The sequence below is a fragment of the Neisseria sp. P0001.S007 genome (genome assembly GCF_051963655.1).
In the GTDB taxonomy this organism is placed as follows: Bacteria; Pseudomonadota; Gammaproteobacteria; order Burkholderiales; family Neisseriaceae; genus Neisseria; species Neisseria subflava_A.
In genome coordinates, this window is record NZ_JBQCUB010000011.1 from 68,973 (window position 1) to 87,107 (window position 18,135).

The window sequence follows — 18,135 nt, forward strand, 5'->3', positions numbered from 1 at the left end:
GGGGAGTTGTTTTCTTATTGCACTACGCTCATTTCATCTGTAGGCCTTATTTCATCAGGACTGGATACGTTAGTCTCAGGTAATTGTACAGGATTCATCTCATCGAAGGACTGTTGTTGCCATTCTGACCTATGGTAAGCTGCCTCCTGATTCTCAATTTCTTCCTTAGCACGTTTTTCTTCTAAATTCTGGTTGATAATTATGTTTTTTGACAAAGCATAATTCAACATTGAACTAATACCAGCAACAGCATTGGTACTATCTTCTATTTCAGAATAAATCTGTTTCCCATCATCGGTCGGCTGAAGATTATAAACAAGATCAATTTGATATTTATTGGCAGCGGTTGCTGATTTCTTATAATTAAAGCTCGTCAGAAATTTTTCTATGTTATCGTTCTGTCCACTTTCCTCTAATGCAACCTGTATATCGCTAAGAAGGTCAGTAGGTATGCTAAGCGTGAGCTTACTTTCACAAAAAACTTTATTACTGTTAGGATCATTTTTAGATGTGCGGATATCTTCAAAAGACATTCCGATTTTTGCAATTGTTGCACGGATTGAAGACAAAGTTAAGTTACTATTCTCTGAACGTAACTGCTTTTCTGTAGCTTCGGTAACTACATTTTTCAAGACAAGTAGTCCATTCTCATCACTACAAGCAATTTTATTTTTAGAGCCACAGCCTGATAGCAAGAACAGACCTACTGCACTGATATATAACAAACCTTTAATCATCAACGGGTGCTCACACTGACACGGTTGCGGTAAATATCAACGTAAATTACGGGATTGCCATCAACAATGCGACGGATAGTAGCCTGTCCAATACTACCCGAAGCTAACCAACGTTCTAAGCGCGAACGATTTTCGGCTGACGCAAATACGCAATCGCCTTCATCTTCGTTATCTCGCACACCAAATTTGTGGAAATTGGCACGTTCTTGGCGGATGATAGCAGCAACAACATCTTTACTGTATTGCGTAGCGATATAATTACCGCTGCTGTTAAATTTATCGTTCTGAGATATCCGCGCACGATAAGAACATAGATAATCTGATGAGAAAGCTTGTGTTGATAATAAAATACTTCCTAAAATTAACCATTTTTTCATAAGTTTTCCTTTAAAGTGAACGACATTGTTTGATTAATAATTCCGGCCTATATTCAAAATGCACGGAATCATAGTGATACCATTTCCCTCCCCAAATGAAGCCATGCTTTTCAAAGACTGCAACCATTCTCTTTAAGATAGCATCTTGGCGCAGAGCTTGTGGATAGGTACAGGCTTTACCCTCTTTACAGCCTGACCACTGCCAATATGTACCTAGGCCTTTAGGCAATGAGAAGTCAATGGCAATACCGAAAGCATGGGCACTACGCCGCTTAGTTCCACTAATGAAGCGATAGTTAAATGTCCCTGCGGTTTTGGCAGCATAACTTTTTAAGTTAAAATCAGCCGCCAACTCTCTACCAACTGTCTCCAGTTTTTCAGCTGCTCCGTTTACTTTGTTAAACATAACTGTTCTTCCTGACGGAGCCCAATAGATAGGGACCAAATTTTTTCTTACCTCTGCCTCATTTTCGCCATACATTTCAGCAAAGAAAGCATCATCACGCAAACGCCCTGCATCTTCATTAACTTTAGGAGTTGAAAAATCCAAAGGATAAATCTGTTCCAGTTGATCTAATAAACCTGCGCTATTCAATTTTTTAAAATAATCTGAATATTTCGATTTTGCCAATGCAAATGTTTGTCCGTTAACCGAAACAGTTGCGCCGGTAGCTTTGACAGTTTGCGGATAGGCAGCCTGAAAACATTGAGCAGCGGCTTGTTGCACAATTTCCCGAGCATGGCTTTGCATGGTAATAGTTAAGAAAAACACAAAGGAAATAAAAGTTCTCCAACCCATCATTATGCTTAAGGTATCTATTTATAATGGCATAATTTTATGTAACCAACTGCTGGTAAGCCAGCAACCAAAAGTGATAAAATCCTACTGAAGTTTGGGTTGAAATTAATAAAAAGTGGTAACTATGAAGACATATGAAAAAATCCGGTTAATGCGAGAAATGAACCAATGGTCACAGGAAGAGGTTGCGGATAAATTAAATCTTTCCACCAACGGTTATGCAAAAATTGAACGCGGTGAAACTAGATTGAACTTACCACGCCTGGAGCAAATTGCTGAAATTTTTCATATTGACTTACTCGATTTGCTTCAATCCGAAAATAAAGGTTTTGTATGCCAAATTAATGAAGGCGACAACAACAGTGATATTTCTTTCTATGCAACACCTTCACAAGAGTTAACTGCAGAAATTGAACAATTAAAGCTGACTATTAAACATCAACAAGAATTAATGTTGCACAAAGATCAACTGCTACAGCAAAAAATAGATGAAAATCTATTACTGAAAGAATTGATTGAAAATCTGCGTTCGAAATAAAATAAAAGGCCGTCTGAAAATGTTTCAGACGGCCTTTTTAGTGAATAGCCTTTAAGCCAAAGCAATACGCACTACAGTTGCTTATTTTTCCACTCTGCGGAAATGGTGCGGACGGAAGCCGAGCGCGGCTAGGGAAACGAAGTAGAGGCCGCCGCCCAAGGCAATCAGGACGCAGAGTTGGCCTGCTTTTTTAAAGCCGCCGACGTGCACCCATTCAAACGGCAGATAATATTGCGCCAGCCACAAACCGCTGCCCATGACAACCAAAGAGATGACCATTTTAACCAAAAACGCTGCCCAACCTTTACCGGGGCGGTAGATGCCGTGTTTGCGCAAAAGGAAAAACAGCAAACCTGCATTCAGACACGCGCCCAAACCGATAGCGAGGGACAGGCCGACGTGTTTAAGCGGCGAAATAAAGGCGAGGTTCATCAACTGCGTGCAAATCAGTGTGAAAATAGCGACCTTAACAGGAGTTTTGATGTTTTGGCGTGCGTAGAAACCGGGTGCCAACACTTTAATCATAATCAGACCGATCAAGCCGAAGGAATAGGCAATCAGCGCGTGTTGGGTCATTTGCGCGTCGTGCAGCGTAAATTCACGGTACATGAACAAGGTTGTAACCAGAGGGAAAGACAACACGGCAAGGCCGACGGCGGCAGGCAGGGTCAGCAGCATACACAGGCGCAAACCCCAGTCGAGCAGGCCGGAAAACTGCTCGGTATCCTGACTGGCGGCGTGTTTGGACAAGGTAGGCAATAAGATTGTACCGAGTGCTACGCCCAAAACGCCGGTCGGCAATTCCATCAGCCTGTCGGCGTAATACATCCACGACACGCTGCCGGACTGCAAAAACGAGGCAAAAATGGTGTTGATAACCAAGGAAATCTGCGCCACGCTCACGCCTAAAATAGCCGGTCCCATCTGTTTCATTACGCGGTTGACCGCCGCATCTTTAAAGCTGAGTTTGGGCATTTTCAAGAAGCCCAGTTTCGCCAACCAAGGCAGTTGGAACACCAGCTGCAACACACCGCCGACAAATACCGCCCACGCCAACGCCATAACAGGCGGATCAAAATACGGTATGAAAAACAGGGAAAAGACGATAAAGGAGATGTTCAAAAATGTCGGCGTAAAGGCGGGAATGCCAAATTTATGATAGGAATTAAGTATCGAGCCGACAAAAGAGGATAGTGAAATCAAAAAGATATAAGGAAACGTTACCCGCAGCAGGTCGATGGAGAGCTGAAACTTATCGGCTTCTTTGGCAAAACCGGGCGCAGAAACATAAATCACCCACGGCGCGGCAAGTATGCCCAGCGCGGTAACGATGACCAACACAAACGACAGCATACCGGCCACATGACGCACAAATGCCTGCGTGGCTTCGGGCGAGCGGGTTTCTTTGTATTCCGCAAAAATCGGTACGAAGGCTTGGGCAAATGCGCCCTCTGCAAACACGCGCCGCAGCAGGTTGGGCAGTTTGAACGCGACAAAAAACGCATCCGTCGCCATGCCTGCACCAAACGCACGGGCAATAATCGTATCGCGCACAAAGCCCAAAATGCGCGACACCATCGTCAGGCTGCCAACCTTGGCCAAGGCTCCCAATAAATTCATGTATTTTCCTTAATTGTCTTTAAGGCCGTCTGAAAATCCGGCTTCTTCCAATACTGCTGCCGCCGCTAATGCCGCCGTATCTTTTTTCAACAACAGATGCAAGGCGTGGAAATCCTGTTCCAACGCGGCCACGGCTTCAGGGCGGTCATACCAGTCTGCCACGGCCTGCGCCAGTTTTTCAGGGACGGCATCATGTTGCAGCAACTCGGGAACAGCGTTTTTACCCAACAAAATATTGGGCAAACCAACATGCGGCACTTTGATTTTGTTTTTCACATACGCATAAGTCAGCGGCGAAATTTTGTAGCTGATGACCATAGGCCGCTTGCACAAGGCCACTTCCAAAGTCGCTGTACCGCTGGTGACCAATACCACGTCGGCAGCAGTGCAAACCGTATCCGACTGCTTGTCGGTCAGCGTGATGGGAAGAGAGGCAAACTCGGGCTGCGCCAAAATTTCGCTAATGCGTTTGCGCGTTGCGGCCGTTGCCACAGGCAGCAAAAACTGTGCCTGCGGATAGCGTTTCAGCAGCAATAAGGCCGTCTGAAAAAACATCGCCGCCATGTAATCGATTTCGCTCACGCGGCTGCCGGGCAATATGGCAAACACGGGCACGTCCACAGGCACGCCCAGCTTCTGCCGCGCCGCCGCCCTATCCGCTTCCACCGGCATGGTTTGCGCCATCGGATGGCCGACAAACTCAGCCTTGCCGCCGGCATCGATATAAAGCTGCGGCTCCATCGGAAACAGGCACAACACGCGGTTGACCTGATGCACGATTTTATTGACCCGTTCGCGCCGCCATGCCCAAACCGACGGGCTGACGTAATGAACGGTATGAATGCCTGCCTGCTTGAGTTTTTCCGCCACGCCGAGATTAAAGTCCGGCGCATCGATGCCGATAAACACATTTGGTTTGAGGCGGATTAAATCGTTCACCAGCCCTTTGCGGATTTTCAAAATCTGCGGCAGGCGTTTGATGACTTCAACAAAACCGCGCACCGCCAGCTTTTCCTGATCGTACAAACTCTCGAAACCCTCCGCCTTCATGCGCTCGCCGCCGATGCCGGTAAACCGCGCGTTCGGGCAACGCGCCTTAATGGCACGAATTAAGTGTGCGCCAAGCAAGTCGCCGGAAGCTTCGCCGACGCTGATGGCGATAAGGGGGGAAGGATTGGGATTCATGTGTTAAGGTTCGGAAGCTAAAAGATTTTGTGGCGGACATTTGCCCACCCGTTTTCAGACGGCATCAACGGCAAACGGACAAAAAACCTGCCCTACTACGCGGATTTTTGCAATCCAAAGGCCGTCTGAAAAAGTTTCAGACGGCCTTCAATCCATCCATCAACGGATAATGCCGCGTGTGGATTGTGCAAAAAAGTCTTTAAATACTGCCAATTCGCTTTGGGTTTCGGCGCGTTTCAGAATCTCTGCCTTGGCTTCTTCAAACGGAATGCCGCGATGGTAAATGGTTTTATACACATCTTTGACGGAGGCGATTTGCTCGGCAGTGAAACCGTTGCGGCGCATACCTTCGCTGTTGAGGCCGGCCGGTTCGGCGCGGTAGCCTGCAGCCATGAAGTACGGCGGTACGTCTTTGTGTACGCCGGCGGCAAACGCGGTCATGGCGTAGTCGCCGATTTGGCAGAACTGGAACACCAGCGTGTAGCCGCCCAAGACAACGTAGTCGCCGATGGTAACGTGGCCTGCGAGTGAGGCGTTGTTGGCGAAGATGGTATGGTTGCCGACCACGCAGTCATGGGCAAGGTGGCAGTAGGCCATAATCCAGTTGTCGTCGCCGATACGGGTTTCGCCGATGCCTGTGACCGTGCCGAGGTTGAACGTCGTAAATTCGCGGATGGTGTTGCCGTTGCCGATAATCAGCTTGGTCGGCTCGTCGCGGTATTTTTTATCCTGCGGAATTTCGCCGAGGCTGGCAAATTGGAAAATGCGGTTGTTTTCACCGATGGTCGTATGGCCGTTGATGACGACGTGCGGGCCGATTTCGGTATTCGCACCGATTTGCACATTGGGGCCGATGATGCTGTATGGGCCGACTTTGACGCTGGAGTCAAGTTCGGCTTTAGGGTCGATGACGGCGGTCGGATGGATAAGGGTCATGCTGTCTCCTTGCTGTCTGATACAGGTATTGCCTGCAAGATGCCGTTTGAACTTTCAGACGGCCTGTCCCATTCTTACACCACGCGTTTGGCGCACATAATCACGGCTTCAACGGCAACTTGGCCGTCGACTTTGGCAACGGCGTTGAATTTGCCGATACCGCGTTTGTTGGTCAACAGCTCGACTTCAAAAACCAGTTGGTCGCCGGGGATGACTTGGCGTTTGAAACGGGCATCGTCGATACCGGCGAAGAAGAAGAATTCGTTTTCTTTACGGCCGCCTTCGCTGAGGATGGCGAGTGTGCCGCACGCTTGCGCCATGGCTTCGATAATCAGCACGCCGGGCATCACGGGCAGGTCGGGAAAATGGCCTTGGAACTGCGGCTCGTTCATGGTGACGTTTTTAATCGCAGTCAGGGTTTTCATCGGTTCGAACGCAGTAATGCGGTCGAGTTGCAAAAACGGATAACGGTGTGGGATAAGTTTTTGAATGTCTTTGGCTTCGATCGGGAGTTGTACGTCCATGATGTTCGTCTTTCCTTGTTTGTATTGGGTTTAAACGTATTCGGATGCGGGGCGCAGGCTGTTTGCGCGGCCTTTAGGCTTCGTCGCTGTCGGCAAGCTGTTTTTCCAGCGTTTTGAGGCGTTTGTTCATTTCGCTCAAACGGTGGATATAAACGGCATTGCGCGCCCAGTCTTTGTAGCCCGACATCGGGAAAATACCGGCCAAATGCTGGCCGCTTTCGGTAATGCTGTGGGTAACGGATGTACCGCCGCCGATGGTGGTTTTATCGGCGATTTCAATGTGTCCGACCGTGCCGACGCCGCCACCGATAATACAATAATTGCCGATGGTGACGCTGCCGGAAATACCGGTTTTGGCGGCGATAACGGTGTGCGAACCGATTTTGCAGTTATGGCCGATTTGGACTTGGTTGTCGATTTTGGTGCCGTTGCCGACGGTTGTGTCGCTCATTGCGCCGCGGTCGATATTGGTGTTTGAACCGATTTCCACATCATCGCCCAGTGTGACTGCGCCGGTTTGCGGGATTTTAAACCATGAATCGCCGGCAAAGGCCAAGCCAAAACCGTCTGCGCCGATGACTGCGCCGCTGTGGATTTCGACACGGTTGCCCAAAGTGCAGCCGTGATAGATGACAGCGTTTGGATGCAGCACGACTTCATCGCCCAACGTACAATCGTGTTGGACAACGGCATTGGCCAAAATACGGCAGCCTTCGCCCAATACAGCATTCGCGCCGATATAGGCATTCGCGCCGATTTCGCAGCTTGCCGGTACTTTGGCGCTTGCCTCGACAACAGCGGTCGGATGTACGCCGCCCTGTGCTTTGACAATCGGTGAGAACAATCGTGCCACTTTGGCAAAATAAAGATAAGGGTCGGCAGCCACAATCAGGTTGCGGCCCGCAAATTCGTCTGCGGCTTTCGGCGACACAATCACTGCGCCTGCTTGGCTGTCGTGTACTTCGGCTTTGTATTTCGGATTGGCCAAAAAGCTGATGTGTTCCGCCTGCGCCTGATCCAACGGACGGACGGCGGTAATGGCGATGTCTTCGCCTTTCCATTCGCCGCCGAGTTGGGAAACGATTTGGGACAGGGTGTATGCTTGTGAAGTCATGATAATCTGCCGTCAAGATGTCAGGCCGTCTGAAAGATGCCGGTTTGGGTTTCAGACGGCCTTAGGTTTGTCTGTATGGTTACATTCGCTGCCGAGCAGGGTCAGTGAGCGTTTAGGGCTTTGATAACGCTGTCGGTAATGTCGTAGCGGCCGTTGACATAAATCACGTCCTGCAAGATGAAGTCGTAACCTTCGCGCTTGGCCAAATCGACAATGACGCGGTTGGCATTTTGCTGGAGCGCGGCGAATTCTTCATTGCGGCGTAGGTTGTAGTCTTCAGCCAACTCAGCCTGCTGCTTGCGGAATTTCTGTACCAGATTACGCCACTTTTGGGTTTCCGCTTCCCTTTGGCTGTCGCTGAGCTTGTCGCCGCTCAGTTTTCGCTCTAAAGCCTCGCCTTCCTGTTGCAACTTTTGCAAGGCGGTTTGACGGCTTTTGAACTCTTTTTCCAAAGTCATCTGAATGTTTTGCGCCTGCTTGGATTCCTGATAAACGCGCTCGGTATTGATAAAACCGATTTTCTGCACGCCATCCGCCGCCGCTTGCGGCAACAGCACAAAACCCGGCAGGGCTACGGCGAGGATACGGAGGGTGTCGGCTATTTTACTCATGATAAAAATCCTTGCTTGAAAACAAACGGGCGGTTTGCAATAAGCTTGCCGCCAATCTGCCATGAGGCCGTCTGAAACGGACAAACCTGGTTTCAGACGGCCTAAATATCATCAGAATGTCGTACCGAGTTGGAATTGGAAGCGTTGGATTTCGTCGCCTTCTTTTTTCTTAATCGGATAAGCATAACTGAACTTCATCGGACCCAGCGGAGAGAGCCAAGTCACGGCAGCACCGGCAGAGTAACGCAATTCGTTTTTGAATGTCGATTTGTGGGTCTTGCCTAAACCGTATGGGTTTTGAGCATCATTGTTGGTGTAATAAAAATTACTGCTACTATCGCTGTAGGTTTTGCCATCCCACACGCTGCCTGCATCGGCAAACAGGCTCAAACGTACAGTACGCGAGTCTTTAATGCCCGGCATCGGGAAGAGCAACTCTGCGGAAACGTTGGCTTTTTTGTTACCGCCGTAGCTGATTTTCTCGCCGTATTCGTCATAAACTTTCGGGCCCAGCGTACCGCTTTCAAAGCCGCGGACAGAGCCTAAGCCGCCGCCGTAGAAGTTTTCAAAGAACGGCATGGTTTTGGTTTTGCCGTAGCCGTTGCCATAACCGACTTCGCCACCCAGCATCAGCGTGAAATCTTTGCTCAACGGGAAGAACCAAGTTTGGTTGTGGGTCAGGGTGTAGTATTGCAGGTCGCTGCCCGGCAAGGCGATTTCGCCGTTTACGCCGGTCAGGTAACCGCGGGTCGGCCACAAGGCATTGTCGGTTTTGTTGCGGCCCCAGCCGATGGTACCTTTGTACAACCAGCCTTTGAAGCTACCTACGCCGCCTACGCCGCTGCCGTCGCCTTTACCGTATTGGTTGATAAAGTCGGCATAGCGTTTAGGCGCGCCTTTGTAGGTATTCACGGTCAGACGCTCTGCGGCCAAACCGAAATTCACACGGTCATATTCGGTAACCGGAATACCGATACGCAAACCGCCGCCGAAAGTCGTGGTTTTATACTGTTTCGCGCTGGAAGAAGCTTTACGCGGGTCGTAAGTCTTGCCGTAAAGGTCGTAGCCCAAGCTTACACCGTCAGGTGTGAAGTATGGGTCGGTAAACGACAATGAGCCGTTTACTGTGGTTTTACTGCGGGAAGCACGCAAGGCAACGGATTTACCCGTACCGAACAGGTTGTCTTGAGCCACGCCGGCAGACATCACCAAACCGGTATCCTGAACCCAACCTGCGCTCAAGTCGAGCGAGCCGGTAGAACGTTCGGTCAGGCTCATGTTCAGGTCGACTTGGTCAGGCGTATTGGCCACAGGAGCCGCATCAAATTGAACGTTGTCGAAGTAGCCCAACAACTCAACGCGCTCTTTAGAACGTTGCAGTTTGGCAGAGTCATAAGGCGCCGATTCCATTTGGCGCAACTCGCGGCGTATAACTTCGTCACGGGTTTTGTTGTTGCCAGTAATGTTGATTTCGTTCACATAGATTTTGCGGCCCGGTTGAACGGTCAGCACAAAATCAACAGTATGCGTTTCGGCATTTGGAATCGGTTGGACATTGATTTCGCTGAATGCGTAACCTGCCTGACCCATGCGGTTTTGAATGGCTTCGAGCGAATTGGACATTTGCGCGCGCTCATACCATTTGCCCGGCTTCATGGTCAGCAGTTTTTCCAAATCTTCTTTCGGCACTTCCAACGTATCGCCTTCGATGCGTACATTGCCCCAACGGAAGCGGTCGCCTTCGCTGACGATTACTTTAATGGTCTGCTTGGTTTTGTCTTCGTTGGTTTGGATATCGGTATCCAAAATACGGAAGTTGAAGTAGCCGTTGTTTTGATAGAAATTGGTAACTTTTTCCATGTCCTGAGCAAATTTTTGCTCATTGAACTGGTTGCTCTTGGTGATCCAAGTCCACATGCCGCCTTCGCTCAGGGACATTTGCTTCATCAGACGGCGGTCGGAATAAACTTCGTTGCCTTCAAAGGAAATATCGGTAATCTTGGTAGATTTGCCCTCTTCAATGGCAATATCGATAGACACGCGGTTGCGGGCGAGTTTGATTACAGTCGGCGTGATTTGGACAGACTGTTTGCCACGGCTCAAATACTCTTCTTTCAAACCGGCAACGGCTTGGTTCAGCGTTGCTTGGTTGAAGTATTGGGATTGCGCCAAACCAAATGCTTCAAGGTTTTTCTTGATGGCATCGTTTTGCAGCATTTTTGCGCCGGTAATATTGAGCGAGCTGATGGTCGGACGCTCAATCACGGTCAGTAGGACTTGATTGTCCATGGTTTCGACGCGTACGTCATCAAAGAAACCGGTTGCGTAGAGTTTTTTGATGATTTCTTCACTGCGCGCATCATTGAAATTATCACCGACTTTAACGGGCAGGTAGCTGAAGACGGTACTCGGCTCGGTGCGTTGCAAGCCTTCGACGCGGATGTCCTGAATGGTAAAGTCAGCCAATGCCAACGGAGACAGGCTCAATACCATTAAAGCGGAAGCAATCTGGTTCAGTTTCATAAATTATCCAAACAAACGGTTGATGTCATTAAAGAAAGCCACAGCCATCATCAAAAGCATGGCTGCCAGTCCGAAGCGCAGGCCAACTGCCTGTATGCGCTCGCTCAAAGGCTTTCCGCGTATCCATTCGGCGGTATAGAAAACCAAATGTCCACCGTCTAAAACGGGTATGGGCAAAAGGTTCAACACGCCTAAGCTGATGCTGACCAAGGCCAGAAATTCAAGATAGCTCTGCAATCCATGTTTTGCGGATTGTCCGGCGACATCGGCAATGGTCAAGGGGCCGGAAATATGGTTCAAAGAGGCATTGCCCGTAACCAGTTTTCCGAAAAATTTGAGGGTCGTCCACGAATAGTTGACGGTTTTGTTCCAACCCAATTCAAAGGCTTGGGTAACGGAAGGCGTATAACGGTAGCGGATGGTTTTATCCCACTCTTTATCCGCCTGGGCAGCAAGCCCTGCCCTACCGACCAGCACGCCTGCCGACTGCTCGACGCTGTCCGGCCGGATAGCAGTCGCCAGCACTTTGCCATCGCGCTCGTAAGTCAATTCGATTCGTTTGCCAGGGCTGGCGCGGAAGAGTTCCGTCCATGCCTGCCAACTCTCGATGGGTTTTCCATCGGCGGTCAGCAGCTTGTCATTTTCCTTCAAACCTGCTTTTTCGGCCGGACTATTGGCCAAGACTTTGCCGATGCGGTTAGTAATTCTAAAAGGCAAAAGGCCGATGTTGCCTTGGTTTTTCGCAACTTTACCTGCTTCAGGCGTGCCGGCGGCATCAATTATGCGGATGGCTTGGGTATTTGAGGCCGTTTGAACAGCGACTTTTACAGGACCGGCTTCAAGGTTCAACACCATCTCGGTTTGCGCATCGCTCCAGTCTTTTACGGCAATTCCGTTGACCGATACAATCTTATCGCCTGCCTGAAAACCTGCTTTGGCGGCAATACTGGCAGGCTCGACCATGCCGACATAGGGGCGCAACTCAGTTACGCCGAAGGAAAAGCTCAAACCGTAAAGCAAAACGGCCAAAATCAAATTGGTCAACGGGCCTGCGGCGACAATGGCGATGCGCTTGGCCGGATGCTGTTTGTCAAAGGCGTAGGGCAAATCTGCTTCCGCTACCTCGCCTTCGCGCGTATCGACCATTTTAACGTAACCGCCCAGCGGAATCGGGGCAAGACACCACTCGGTATCGCCGCGTTTTCGGGTAAAAAAGGGCTTACCGAAGCCGACGGAAAAGCGCACGACTTTAACGCCGCACCAGCGGGCAACAATATAGTGTCCGAACTCATGCAGGCTGACCAAAATCAGAATGGCGACGATAAAGGCTAAAAAGGTTTGCAAAAAAATCCCCTGAGTGGAATGTGATAATCAACGGATAAGGCCGTCTGAAAACCGATTATAAAGGCAGTTGTTCCATTTTGTCTGCCTAAATGCCAAGCGGTTGACGTTTCAGACGGCCTGTCATTTAAACGGACACATCAGACAGACACAATCCGATTTTTTCAGCCGGCAGAGGAAACACGCAAAATCCGCGTCTGCGTCTCCGACCGTTGTACCAAGCGTCAAGGCGGCCGTTTGAGATTCTGTTCCGTTACGGCATTGCAGGAAATAAAGTCGCAGTCTGTCCGATGGTTTGTTGCTCTTTCCAACCTGTCTTACAGGTCTACCGTTATTTAAACAGCCAATACCCGGCATACGATAACACGCCGCCGCCTATCATCAGCCATACGGCCAATATGCCCGCTAACAGCAGCGGTTTGACACCCGCCGCCCGCACTGCCTGCCAGCGCGTCGTCAATCCCAGTGAGAACATTGCCGTGGTAAGCAGCAGCGTATCCAGCGTCAGTACTGCCCGGTAAATGTGCGGCGGCGGGGGAAACCAACTGTTGACAACCACCATCACCAGAAATGCCGGCACAAACCACGGCACGGCAAAACGTCTGCCGTTTGCCCGTCCGTCCCTGCCGCCTGTACAGGCGGGAAGTGCCAGCAGCAACGGAGCCAGCAACATCACCCTGATCATTTTGGTGATGACCGCCACATCGGCTACGACAGGGTTAACCGCCGCTCCTGCCGCCGCCACTTGCGCCACTTCATGCACGGTGGAACCGGTATAAATACCCCAGGCAAACCATGCTGCGGCAGAAGCATCGTCAGGCAGCAGCGATGCGGCCAACAGCGGATACGCAAACATGGCCAGCGTACCGAACACCACCACGGTCGCCACCGCCACGCCTACATCGCGTTCCTCCGCCTTCAGCACCGGCTGCGCCGCTAATACCGCCGCCGCCCCGCATACCGCACTGCCCGCACCGACCAATGCGGCGGTTTTGGCATCGAGCCGAAACCGTCTGCCCAGCTTCATGGCCAGCAGCATGGTTCCCGCCACCACTGCCGCATCCACCAGCAAAGCAGGCCAGCCCACATAAGCCACTTGGCTTAAAGTAAGCCTGAAACCGTAAAGCATGATGCCCACCTGCAACAGCCATGTTTTGCCGAACGCAATTCCCCTCGCCCATAAGTCAGGCATACGCAGCAACAATGTATTGCCCAGCAGCATTCCGGCAACAATCGCCAAGGTGAGCGGGCTGATGCCCCAGCCGCTTAAAACGGGGGACTGCGCCCCTGCCATACACAATACCGATGCTGCCAACAGCGGCACCAACTGCCCTATTACGAACAAACGTTTTTTCATATTACGCATCCTGCAAAACCTGCCGCACCGTTGGTGATACCTGTTTTGCCTATTGTATTTATCTTAATGCAGCCATAAATTCCCGAGCCTGCCTGCGTGTTTGCGCGTCTTGCGCCAGCAGGCCTTCGATATCGTGACGGCCGTCTGAAAAATCTTGGGCAAGGCAGTGGGCAACGACTTTAGCAATATCGGTAAACTTAATGCGTTTATCTAAAAAAGCGGCCACGGCAACCTCGTTGGCAGCGTTCAACACGCAAGGTGCGGCGCCGCCTGCATTCATGGCCTGATAGGCAAGTTTCAAACATGGGAACCGGTCAAAGTCAGGCTTTTGGAAGGTCAATGCGGACAATGCGCCGAAATCCAGTTCGCCCACGCCGGAATCGATGCGTTCGGGCAGGCCCAAGCAATAAGCAATCGGCGTACGCATATCGGGATTGCCCAACTGCGCCAATACCGAACCATCGCGATAACGCACCATGCTGTGTATCACGGATTGCGGATGGATGACGACTTCCAGTTTTTCCGGCGGACAGTTAAACAGCCAATGCGCCTCAATCAATTCCAAGCCCTTATTCATCATTGACGCGGAATCGACGGAAATTTTGCGCCCCATGCTCCAATTCGGATGCTTGACCGCCTGCTCGGGCGTAATGCTGTCAAATGTACTTAAATCGGTATTAAGGAAGGGCCCGCCCGATGCGGTCAGGATAATTGAATTGATACCGTGCTCATTCAGACGGCCTGTGTAATCCCTTGGCAATACTTGGAAGATGGCGTTGTGTTCGCTGTCAATCGGCAAGACGGTGGCGCCGTTTTGACAGGCGGTTTCCATAAACAATGCGCCGGAAACCACCAGCGTTTCTTTGTTGGCCAGATAAATGGTTTTGCCCTTTTGAGCGGCGGCCAAAGCCGAGGGCAAACCGGCCGCGCCGACAATGGCACACATCACGCCGCTGACTTCATCGGCCGAAGCGACATCAATCAAGGCTTGAGCGCCATATAAAACCTGCGTATCGATGCCTTCTTGTTTGAGTTTCTTTTCCAGCTCGGCGGCATGGCCGACATCGCCGACAACGGCATATTCCGGACGGAACTGTTTGCATTGTGCCACCAGCTTGTCCACCTGCCTATGCCCTGCCAGCGCGAACACGCGGAATTTTTCGGGATGGCGGGAAACAACGTCCAAAGTGCTTTCGCCTATGCTGCCGGTACTGCCTAATATGGTCAGAACTTGTTGTGTCATGGTGTGTTCTTTGTGTGCTGTGCAAACGGTATTCATTGTGTTTGAAATAGATTTCTTTACCGTTTCCAATTTTCAGACGGCCTTTTGCCTCCCGGCTAAACAGGCCGTCTGAAAGAATTACTCAATGCCGTATTCGATGGTAACAACCAGTCGGACTTGTTTGCCGACGGTGCTTTTATCGTAAGAACCACCGTACTCATCGTCCTCGCTGCTGCCGGTGTCGGCATAGATGTTGAACGAACCTTGCGAAGCAGAACGCATGGCGCCCACTTTGCCTCCGCCGGTTTTGGCAAATTCGGCCGCGCGTTTCTGCGCGTCCTCAGTCGCCTGCGTAATCAAATCGCGTTTGATGGTTTCCAAATTGCCCAACAAATATTGCGGATTATCGAAGCGGATAAATTCGTTCTGCGCACGAAAATTCAAAATGGCGCGCTGGGCGGCTTGGATTTTATCCAGTTTTTTGGTGTTGACCACAATATTGAGGTCGCCGTCGTAGCCGTTGGGCGTACGGGTTACATTGCCCAGTTCGTCTCGGGTTTCATTGAAAACGCGCGACACTTCGGGCAGGCCCACTTTCATTTCAGCCGCCGCAAAGCCTTGCTCACCCAAAAACTTAGACAGCTTCTTGCGTCTTGCCGTCAGCAAATCCAAAACTTCCTGATAGCTCTCGCCGTGCGCATTTACGCCCGTATTCCACGTCGCGCTGTCGGATTGGAAGTTTTTCTCCGCCAAACCTTTTACGGTAATCGTCCCCGGCTGACGCAGATTCTTAAACTGCACACCCAAAATAAACGCCGCAGCCATCAATCCCAGTGCCAACAATACGCCCAAAATCGATAAAGATGAAATCTGTTTTTGTTCGGACATAATCAGCTCCCCTCAACCACGTCAGACAGGCGGTTTAAAACAAATATACAAAGGCGGCATAAATGCTGATAACGGCAATCAGACTATCCACACGGTCGAACACGCCGCCGTGTCCCGGCAACAGATTGCTGCTGTCTTTGATACCGGCCGCACGTTTGAGCCAGCTTTCCAGCAAATCGCCGCACACGCTGACAACGGTCAGAATCAAGCCGATCAAAATCGTTTTTAACCAACCGGCTTCAAAGGCCAGCCAACCGGCTTTCCATACGATGGTCATGTACACGGCAACGCATAATGCGCCACCAATTGCACCTTCCCAGCTTTTACCCGGGCTGATGGTCGGCGCAATTTTGCGCTTGCCAAATGACTTGCCGCAGAAATACGCGCCAATATCGGCCACCCACACCAAACCCATAATCGCCAATAAAGACAGCGCGTCTTCAGGCTGAGGGCGCAGGTAAACCAGTGCAAACCAAAACGGCATTACCAACAACCAACCGACCGTGTAAGCCTGCCAGCCGCCGTTTAACTTCCATTTTGCTTTCAGCCACCACGGCATGACAATCAGCCAAAACGCCAATACGACATACCAAACCAAATCAGGCAGTTGCCAACCGCCGGCATAAGCAATCACGCCAAACACCAGCGTTGAAGCCAAATAATGATTGATTTTCAGCTTGTCCAAGCCGCTCATGCGGGCATATTCCCACAAAGTCAGCATGGCAATCAGGCCGCAAAACGCCGCCCACAGCCACATAGGTGCATAAAACAGCATGCCCAGCATCAGCGGCAAAAGCCACAGCGCCGTTAAAATTCGTTGTTTCAACATAGTTCTCAACCCCGTTGCTGCTCAACCGGCAGCTGTTCGGAAGTCCGCCCAAAGCGGCGTTCCCGTTTTTGGAACGAAGCAATCGCCTCGTTCAACGATTTCTCATTAAAATCAGGCCACAGCGTATCCGTAAAATACAATTCCGCATACGCCATCTGCCACAGCAGGAAATTACTGATGCGCGTCTCGCCACCGGTTCGGATAAACAAATCCGGCTCGGGTGCATCGCCCAACATCAAATAACGCGACAACGCCTCTTCAGTAATCTCAGTTACACCCTCGGCAATCAACTGATTTGCCGCCTGCAAAATATCCCAGCGGCCGCCATAATCGGCTGCAATGCTCAAAGTCAAACCGGTATTGTTTGCCGTCAACGCCTCTGCCGCCTCAATCCCCTTCAGGATTTCAGCATTAAACCGCTCACGGCTGCCGATGACTCTCAAGCGCATATTGTTATCGTGCAAACGGCGCACCTGCTTTTGCAAAGCCTGCAAAAACAGCCCCATCAGAAAAGAAACCTCTTCCTCGGGGCGTCGCCAGTTTTCAGTCGAAAAAGCAAACACGGTCAAATACCGCACACCCAGTTCAGCACAATGCTTCACCATGTTCTCCAGCGCATCCAAGCCGCGCTTATGCCCCATCACACGGGGAAGAAAACGCTTCTTTGCCCAACGTCCGTTGCCGTCCATAATCACAGCAATATGTCGGGGGATGGCAGAGTGTTCCAAAATCGTCTGCGTACTGCTTTTCATGTCTGCCTTTCAGGGAGCAAACCGTCCAAAGGCCGTCTGAACGGTTTGCACACAGGATTAAATCGCCATCAAATCTTCTTCTTTGGCAGCCAAGAGCTTGTCTGCCTCAGCAATATATTTGTCGGTCAACTTCTGAACCGCTTCCTCGCCACGGCGGGCTTCATCTTCAGAAATCTCTTTGTCTTTCAACAATTTTTTGATATGGTCGTTTGCATCACGGCGCACATTGCGGATAGACACACGGCCCTCTTCCGCCTCGCCGCGTACCACTTTGATCAAATCTTTACGGCGTTCCTCAGTCAGCATAGGCATAGGGACACGGATCAAATCGCCGACAGAAGCAGGGTTCAGACCCAAGTTGGAATCACGGATCGCTTTCTCGACTTTTGCAGCCATATTGCTCTCAAAAGGTTTCACACCGATCGTACGCGCATCCAAAAGCGTCACGTTCGCCACTTGGCTCACAGGCACCATGCTGCCCCAGTATTCCACTTCCACTTGGTCAAGCAGGCCGGTATGCGCACGGCCGGTACGCACTTTAGCCAGATTGTCTTTCAATACTTCCAGAGAACGCTGCATTTTGCCTTCAGCTGTCTTTTGAATATCATTAATCATCTTATACTTTCAATTTCATAGGAATAAAACAGGATTAACCGAGAATAGTACCGTTAAACCGCCCTCACGACAAGGCTTTACGCCCCAACAGCCTGAGACCTTTGCAAAATTCCCCAAAATCCCCTAAATTCCCACCAAGACATTTAGGAGATTTTCCATGAGCACCT

Annotated in this window: 18 protein-coding genes; 1 reads left to right on the plus strand and 17 read right to left on the minus strand. The window is 50.5% G+C overall.

Annotated features, from left to right (window positions below):
- Positions 1-14: 14 nt before the first annotated feature.
- From ACTHRE_RS09870 to ACTHRE_RS09880, 3 genes are read right to left on the minus strand one after another with little or no spacing between them, the layout of a single operon-like run.
- Positions 15-737: a hypothetical protein gene (locus ACTHRE_RS09870; RefSeq protein WP_377073427.1), complete on the minus strand. Its 723-nt coding sequence runs from the start codon at positions 735-737 to the stop codon at positions 15-17.
- The gene (locus ACTHRE_RS09875) at positions 737-1,114 is read right to left on the minus strand and encodes a hypothetical protein (protein WP_101755719.1); all 378 of its coding nucleotides are present in this window, start codon (positions 1,112-1,114) and stop codon (positions 737-739) included. The genes ACTHRE_RS09870 and ACTHRE_RS09875 overlap by 1 nt, the downstream gene beginning before the upstream one ends.
- 10 nt (positions 1,115-1,124) lie before the next feature.
- Positions 1,125-1,916: a M15 family metallopeptidase gene (locus ACTHRE_RS09880; protein WP_440345045.1), complete on the minus strand. Its 792-nt coding sequence runs from the start codon at positions 1,914-1,916 to the stop codon at positions 1,125-1,127.
- A 121-nt stretch (positions 1,917-2,037) separates the two neighbouring features.
- Here ACTHRE_RS09880 and ACTHRE_RS09885 point away from each other — a divergent pair, with 121 nt between their 5' ends.
- The gene (locus ACTHRE_RS09885; protein WP_377073430.1) at positions 2,038-2,451 is read left to right on the plus strand and encodes a helix-turn-helix domain-containing protein; all 414 of its coding nucleotides are present in this window, start codon (positions 2,038-2,040) and stop codon (positions 2,449-2,451) included.
- 81 nt (positions 2,452-2,532) lie between these two features.
- Here the strand turns inward: ACTHRE_RS09885 and murJ are convergent, their stop codons facing one another.
- The 14 genes from murJ to frr form a co-directional block, all read right to left on the minus strand.
- Complete coding sequence (gene murJ, locus ACTHRE_RS09890) at positions 2,533-4,071, minus strand: murein biosynthesis integral membrane protein MurJ (RefSeq protein WP_440345046.1); 1,539 nt, start codon at positions 4,069-4,071, stop codon at positions 2,533-2,535.
- 9 nt (positions 4,072-4,080) lie between these two features.
- Positions 4,081-5,256 (minus strand): lipid-A-disaccharide synthase, encoded by a 1,176-nt coding sequence (gene lpxB / locus ACTHRE_RS09895; protein ID WP_377073434.1) that lies wholly within the window; start codon positions 5,254-5,256, stop codon positions 4,081-4,083.
- A 159-nt stretch (positions 5,257-5,415) separates the two neighbouring features.
- Positions 5,416-6,192, minus strand: coding sequence for an acyl-ACP--UDP-N-acetylglucosamine O-acyltransferase (gene lpxA, locus ACTHRE_RS09900; RefSeq protein WP_070765542.1), 777 nt, complete (start codon positions 6,190-6,192; stop codon positions 5,416-5,418).
- A gap of 74 nt (positions 6,193-6,266) precedes the next feature.
- The gene (fabZ, locus tag ACTHRE_RS09905; RefSeq protein ID WP_003681704.1) at positions 6,267-6,716 is read right to left on the minus strand and encodes a 3-hydroxyacyl-ACP dehydratase FabZ; all 450 of its coding nucleotides are present in this window, start codon (positions 6,714-6,716) and stop codon (positions 6,267-6,269) included.
- Positions 6,717-6,789: 73 nt separating this feature from the next.
- Positions 6,790-7,830 (minus strand): UDP-3-O-(3-hydroxymyristoyl)glucosamine N-acyltransferase, encoded by a 1,041-nt coding sequence (lpxD, locus tag ACTHRE_RS09910; RefSeq protein ID WP_377073435.1) that lies wholly within the window; start codon positions 7,828-7,830, stop codon positions 6,790-6,792.
- A 101-nt stretch (positions 7,831-7,931) separates the two neighbouring features.
- Entirely contained in the window at positions 7,932-8,441 is a 510-nt protein-coding gene (locus tag ACTHRE_RS09915; RefSeq protein WP_250581222.1) for an OmpH family outer membrane protein, read from the minus strand.
- Positions 8,442-8,552: 111 nt separating this feature from the next.
- Positions 8,553-10,964: an outer membrane protein assembly factor BamA gene (gene bamA, locus ACTHRE_RS09920; protein ID WP_377073438.1), complete on the minus strand. Its 2,412-nt coding sequence runs from the start codon at positions 10,962-10,964 to the stop codon at positions 8,553-8,555.
- Between the two features lie 3 nt (positions 10,965-10,967).
- Positions 10,968-12,308, minus strand: a complete 1,341-nt coding sequence (rseP, locus tag ACTHRE_RS09925; protein WP_377073440.1) for an RIP metalloprotease RseP — start codon at positions 12,306-12,308, stop codon at positions 10,968-10,970.
- 328 nt (positions 12,309-12,636) lie between these two features.
- A complete protein-coding gene (locus ACTHRE_RS09930) occupies positions 12,637-13,662 on the minus strand; it encodes a YeiH family protein (protein ID WP_254321334.1) in 1,026 nt (341 codons plus the stop codon).
- A gap of 58 nt (positions 13,663-13,720) precedes the next feature.
- Positions 13,721-14,905 (minus strand): 1-deoxy-D-xylulose-5-phosphate reductoisomerase, encoded by a 1,185-nt coding sequence (gene ispC, locus ACTHRE_RS09935; protein ID WP_377073442.1) that lies wholly within the window; start codon positions 14,903-14,905, stop codon positions 13,721-13,723.
- A 117-nt stretch (positions 14,906-15,022) separates the two neighbouring features.
- Positions 15,023-15,772 (minus strand): SIMPL domain-containing protein, encoded by a 750-nt coding sequence (locus ACTHRE_RS09940; RefSeq protein ID WP_003686550.1) that lies wholly within the window; start codon positions 15,770-15,772, stop codon positions 15,023-15,025.
- A 34-nt stretch (positions 15,773-15,806) separates the two neighbouring features.
- Positions 15,807-16,601, minus strand: a complete 795-nt coding sequence (locus tag ACTHRE_RS09945) for a phosphatidate cytidylyltransferase (protein ID WP_049332974.1) — start codon at positions 16,599-16,601, stop codon at positions 15,807-15,809.
- A 5-nt stretch (positions 16,602-16,606) separates the two neighbouring features.
- On the minus strand, positions 16,607-17,353 hold the full coding sequence (locus ACTHRE_RS09950; protein WP_003681692.1) for an isoprenyl transferase: 747 nt from the start codon (positions 17,351-17,353) through the stop codon (positions 16,607-16,609).
- 57 nt (positions 17,354-17,410) lie between these two features.
- Positions 17,411-17,968, minus strand: a complete 558-nt coding sequence (frr, locus tag ACTHRE_RS09955; RefSeq protein WP_003686718.1) for a ribosome recycling factor — start codon at positions 17,966-17,968, stop codon at positions 17,411-17,413.
- Positions 17,969-18,135: the final 167 nt, after the last annotated feature.

Coding starts and splice junctions, on each gene's coding strand:
- ACTHRE_RS09870 (WP_377073427.1), bottom strand. CDS start 737: ATGATTAAAGGTTTGTTATATATCAGTGCAGTAGGTCTGTTCTTGCTA.
- ACTHRE_RS09875 (WP_101755719.1), bottom strand. CDS start 1,114: ATGAAAAAATGGTTAATTTTAGGAAGTATTTTATTATCAACACAAGCT.
- ACTHRE_RS09880 (WP_440345045.1), bottom strand. CDS start 1,916: ATGATGGGTTGGAGAACTTTTATTTCCTTTGTGTTTTTCTTAACTATT.
- ACTHRE_RS09885 (WP_377073430.1), top strand. CDS start 2,038: ATGAAGACATATGAAAAAATCCGGTTAATGCGAGAAATGAACCAATGG.
- murJ (WP_440345046.1), bottom strand. CDS start 4,071: ATGAATTTATTGGGAGCCTTGGCCAAGGTTGGCAGCCTGACGATGGTG.
- lpxB (WP_377073434.1), bottom strand. CDS start 5,256: ATGAATCCCAATCCTTCCCCCCTTATCGCCATCAGCGTCGGCGAAGCT.
- lpxA (WP_070765542.1), bottom strand. CDS start 6,192: ATGACCCTTATCCATCCGACCGCCGTCATCGACCCTAAAGCCGAACTT.
- fabZ (WP_003681704.1), bottom strand. CDS start 6,716: ATGGACGTACAACTCCCGATCGAAGCCAAAGACATTCAAAAACTTATC.
- lpxD (WP_377073435.1), bottom strand. CDS start 7,830: ATGACTTCACAAGCATACACCCTGTCCCAAATCGTTTCCCAACTCGGC.
- ACTHRE_RS09915 (WP_250581222.1), bottom strand. CDS start 8,441: ATGAGTAAAATAGCCGACACCCTCCGTATCCTCGCCGTAGCCCTGCCG.
- bamA (WP_377073438.1), bottom strand. CDS start 10,964: ATGAAACTGAACCAGATTGCTTCCGCTTTAATGGTATTGAGCCTGTCT.
- ACTHRE_RS09930 (WP_254321334.1), bottom strand. CDS start 13,662: ATGAAAAAACGTTTGTTCGTAATAGGGCAGTTGGTGCCGCTGTTGGCA.
- ispC (WP_377073442.1), bottom strand. CDS start 14,905: ATGACACAACAAGTTCTGACCATATTAGGCAGTACCGGCAGCATAGGC.
- ACTHRE_RS09940 (WP_003686550.1), bottom strand. CDS start 15,772: ATGTCCGAACAAAAACAGATTTCATCTTTATCGATTTTGGGCGTATTG.
- ACTHRE_RS09945 (WP_049332974.1), bottom strand. CDS start 16,601: ATGTTGAAACAACGAATTTTAACGGCGCTGTGGCTTTTGCCGCTGATG.
- ACTHRE_RS09950 (WP_003681692.1), bottom strand. CDS start 17,353: ATGAAAAGCAGTACGCAGACGATTTTGGAACACTCTGCCATCCCCCGA.
- frr (WP_003686718.1), bottom strand. CDS start 17,968: ATGATTAATGATATTCAAAAGACAGCTGAAGGCAAAATGCAGCGTTCT.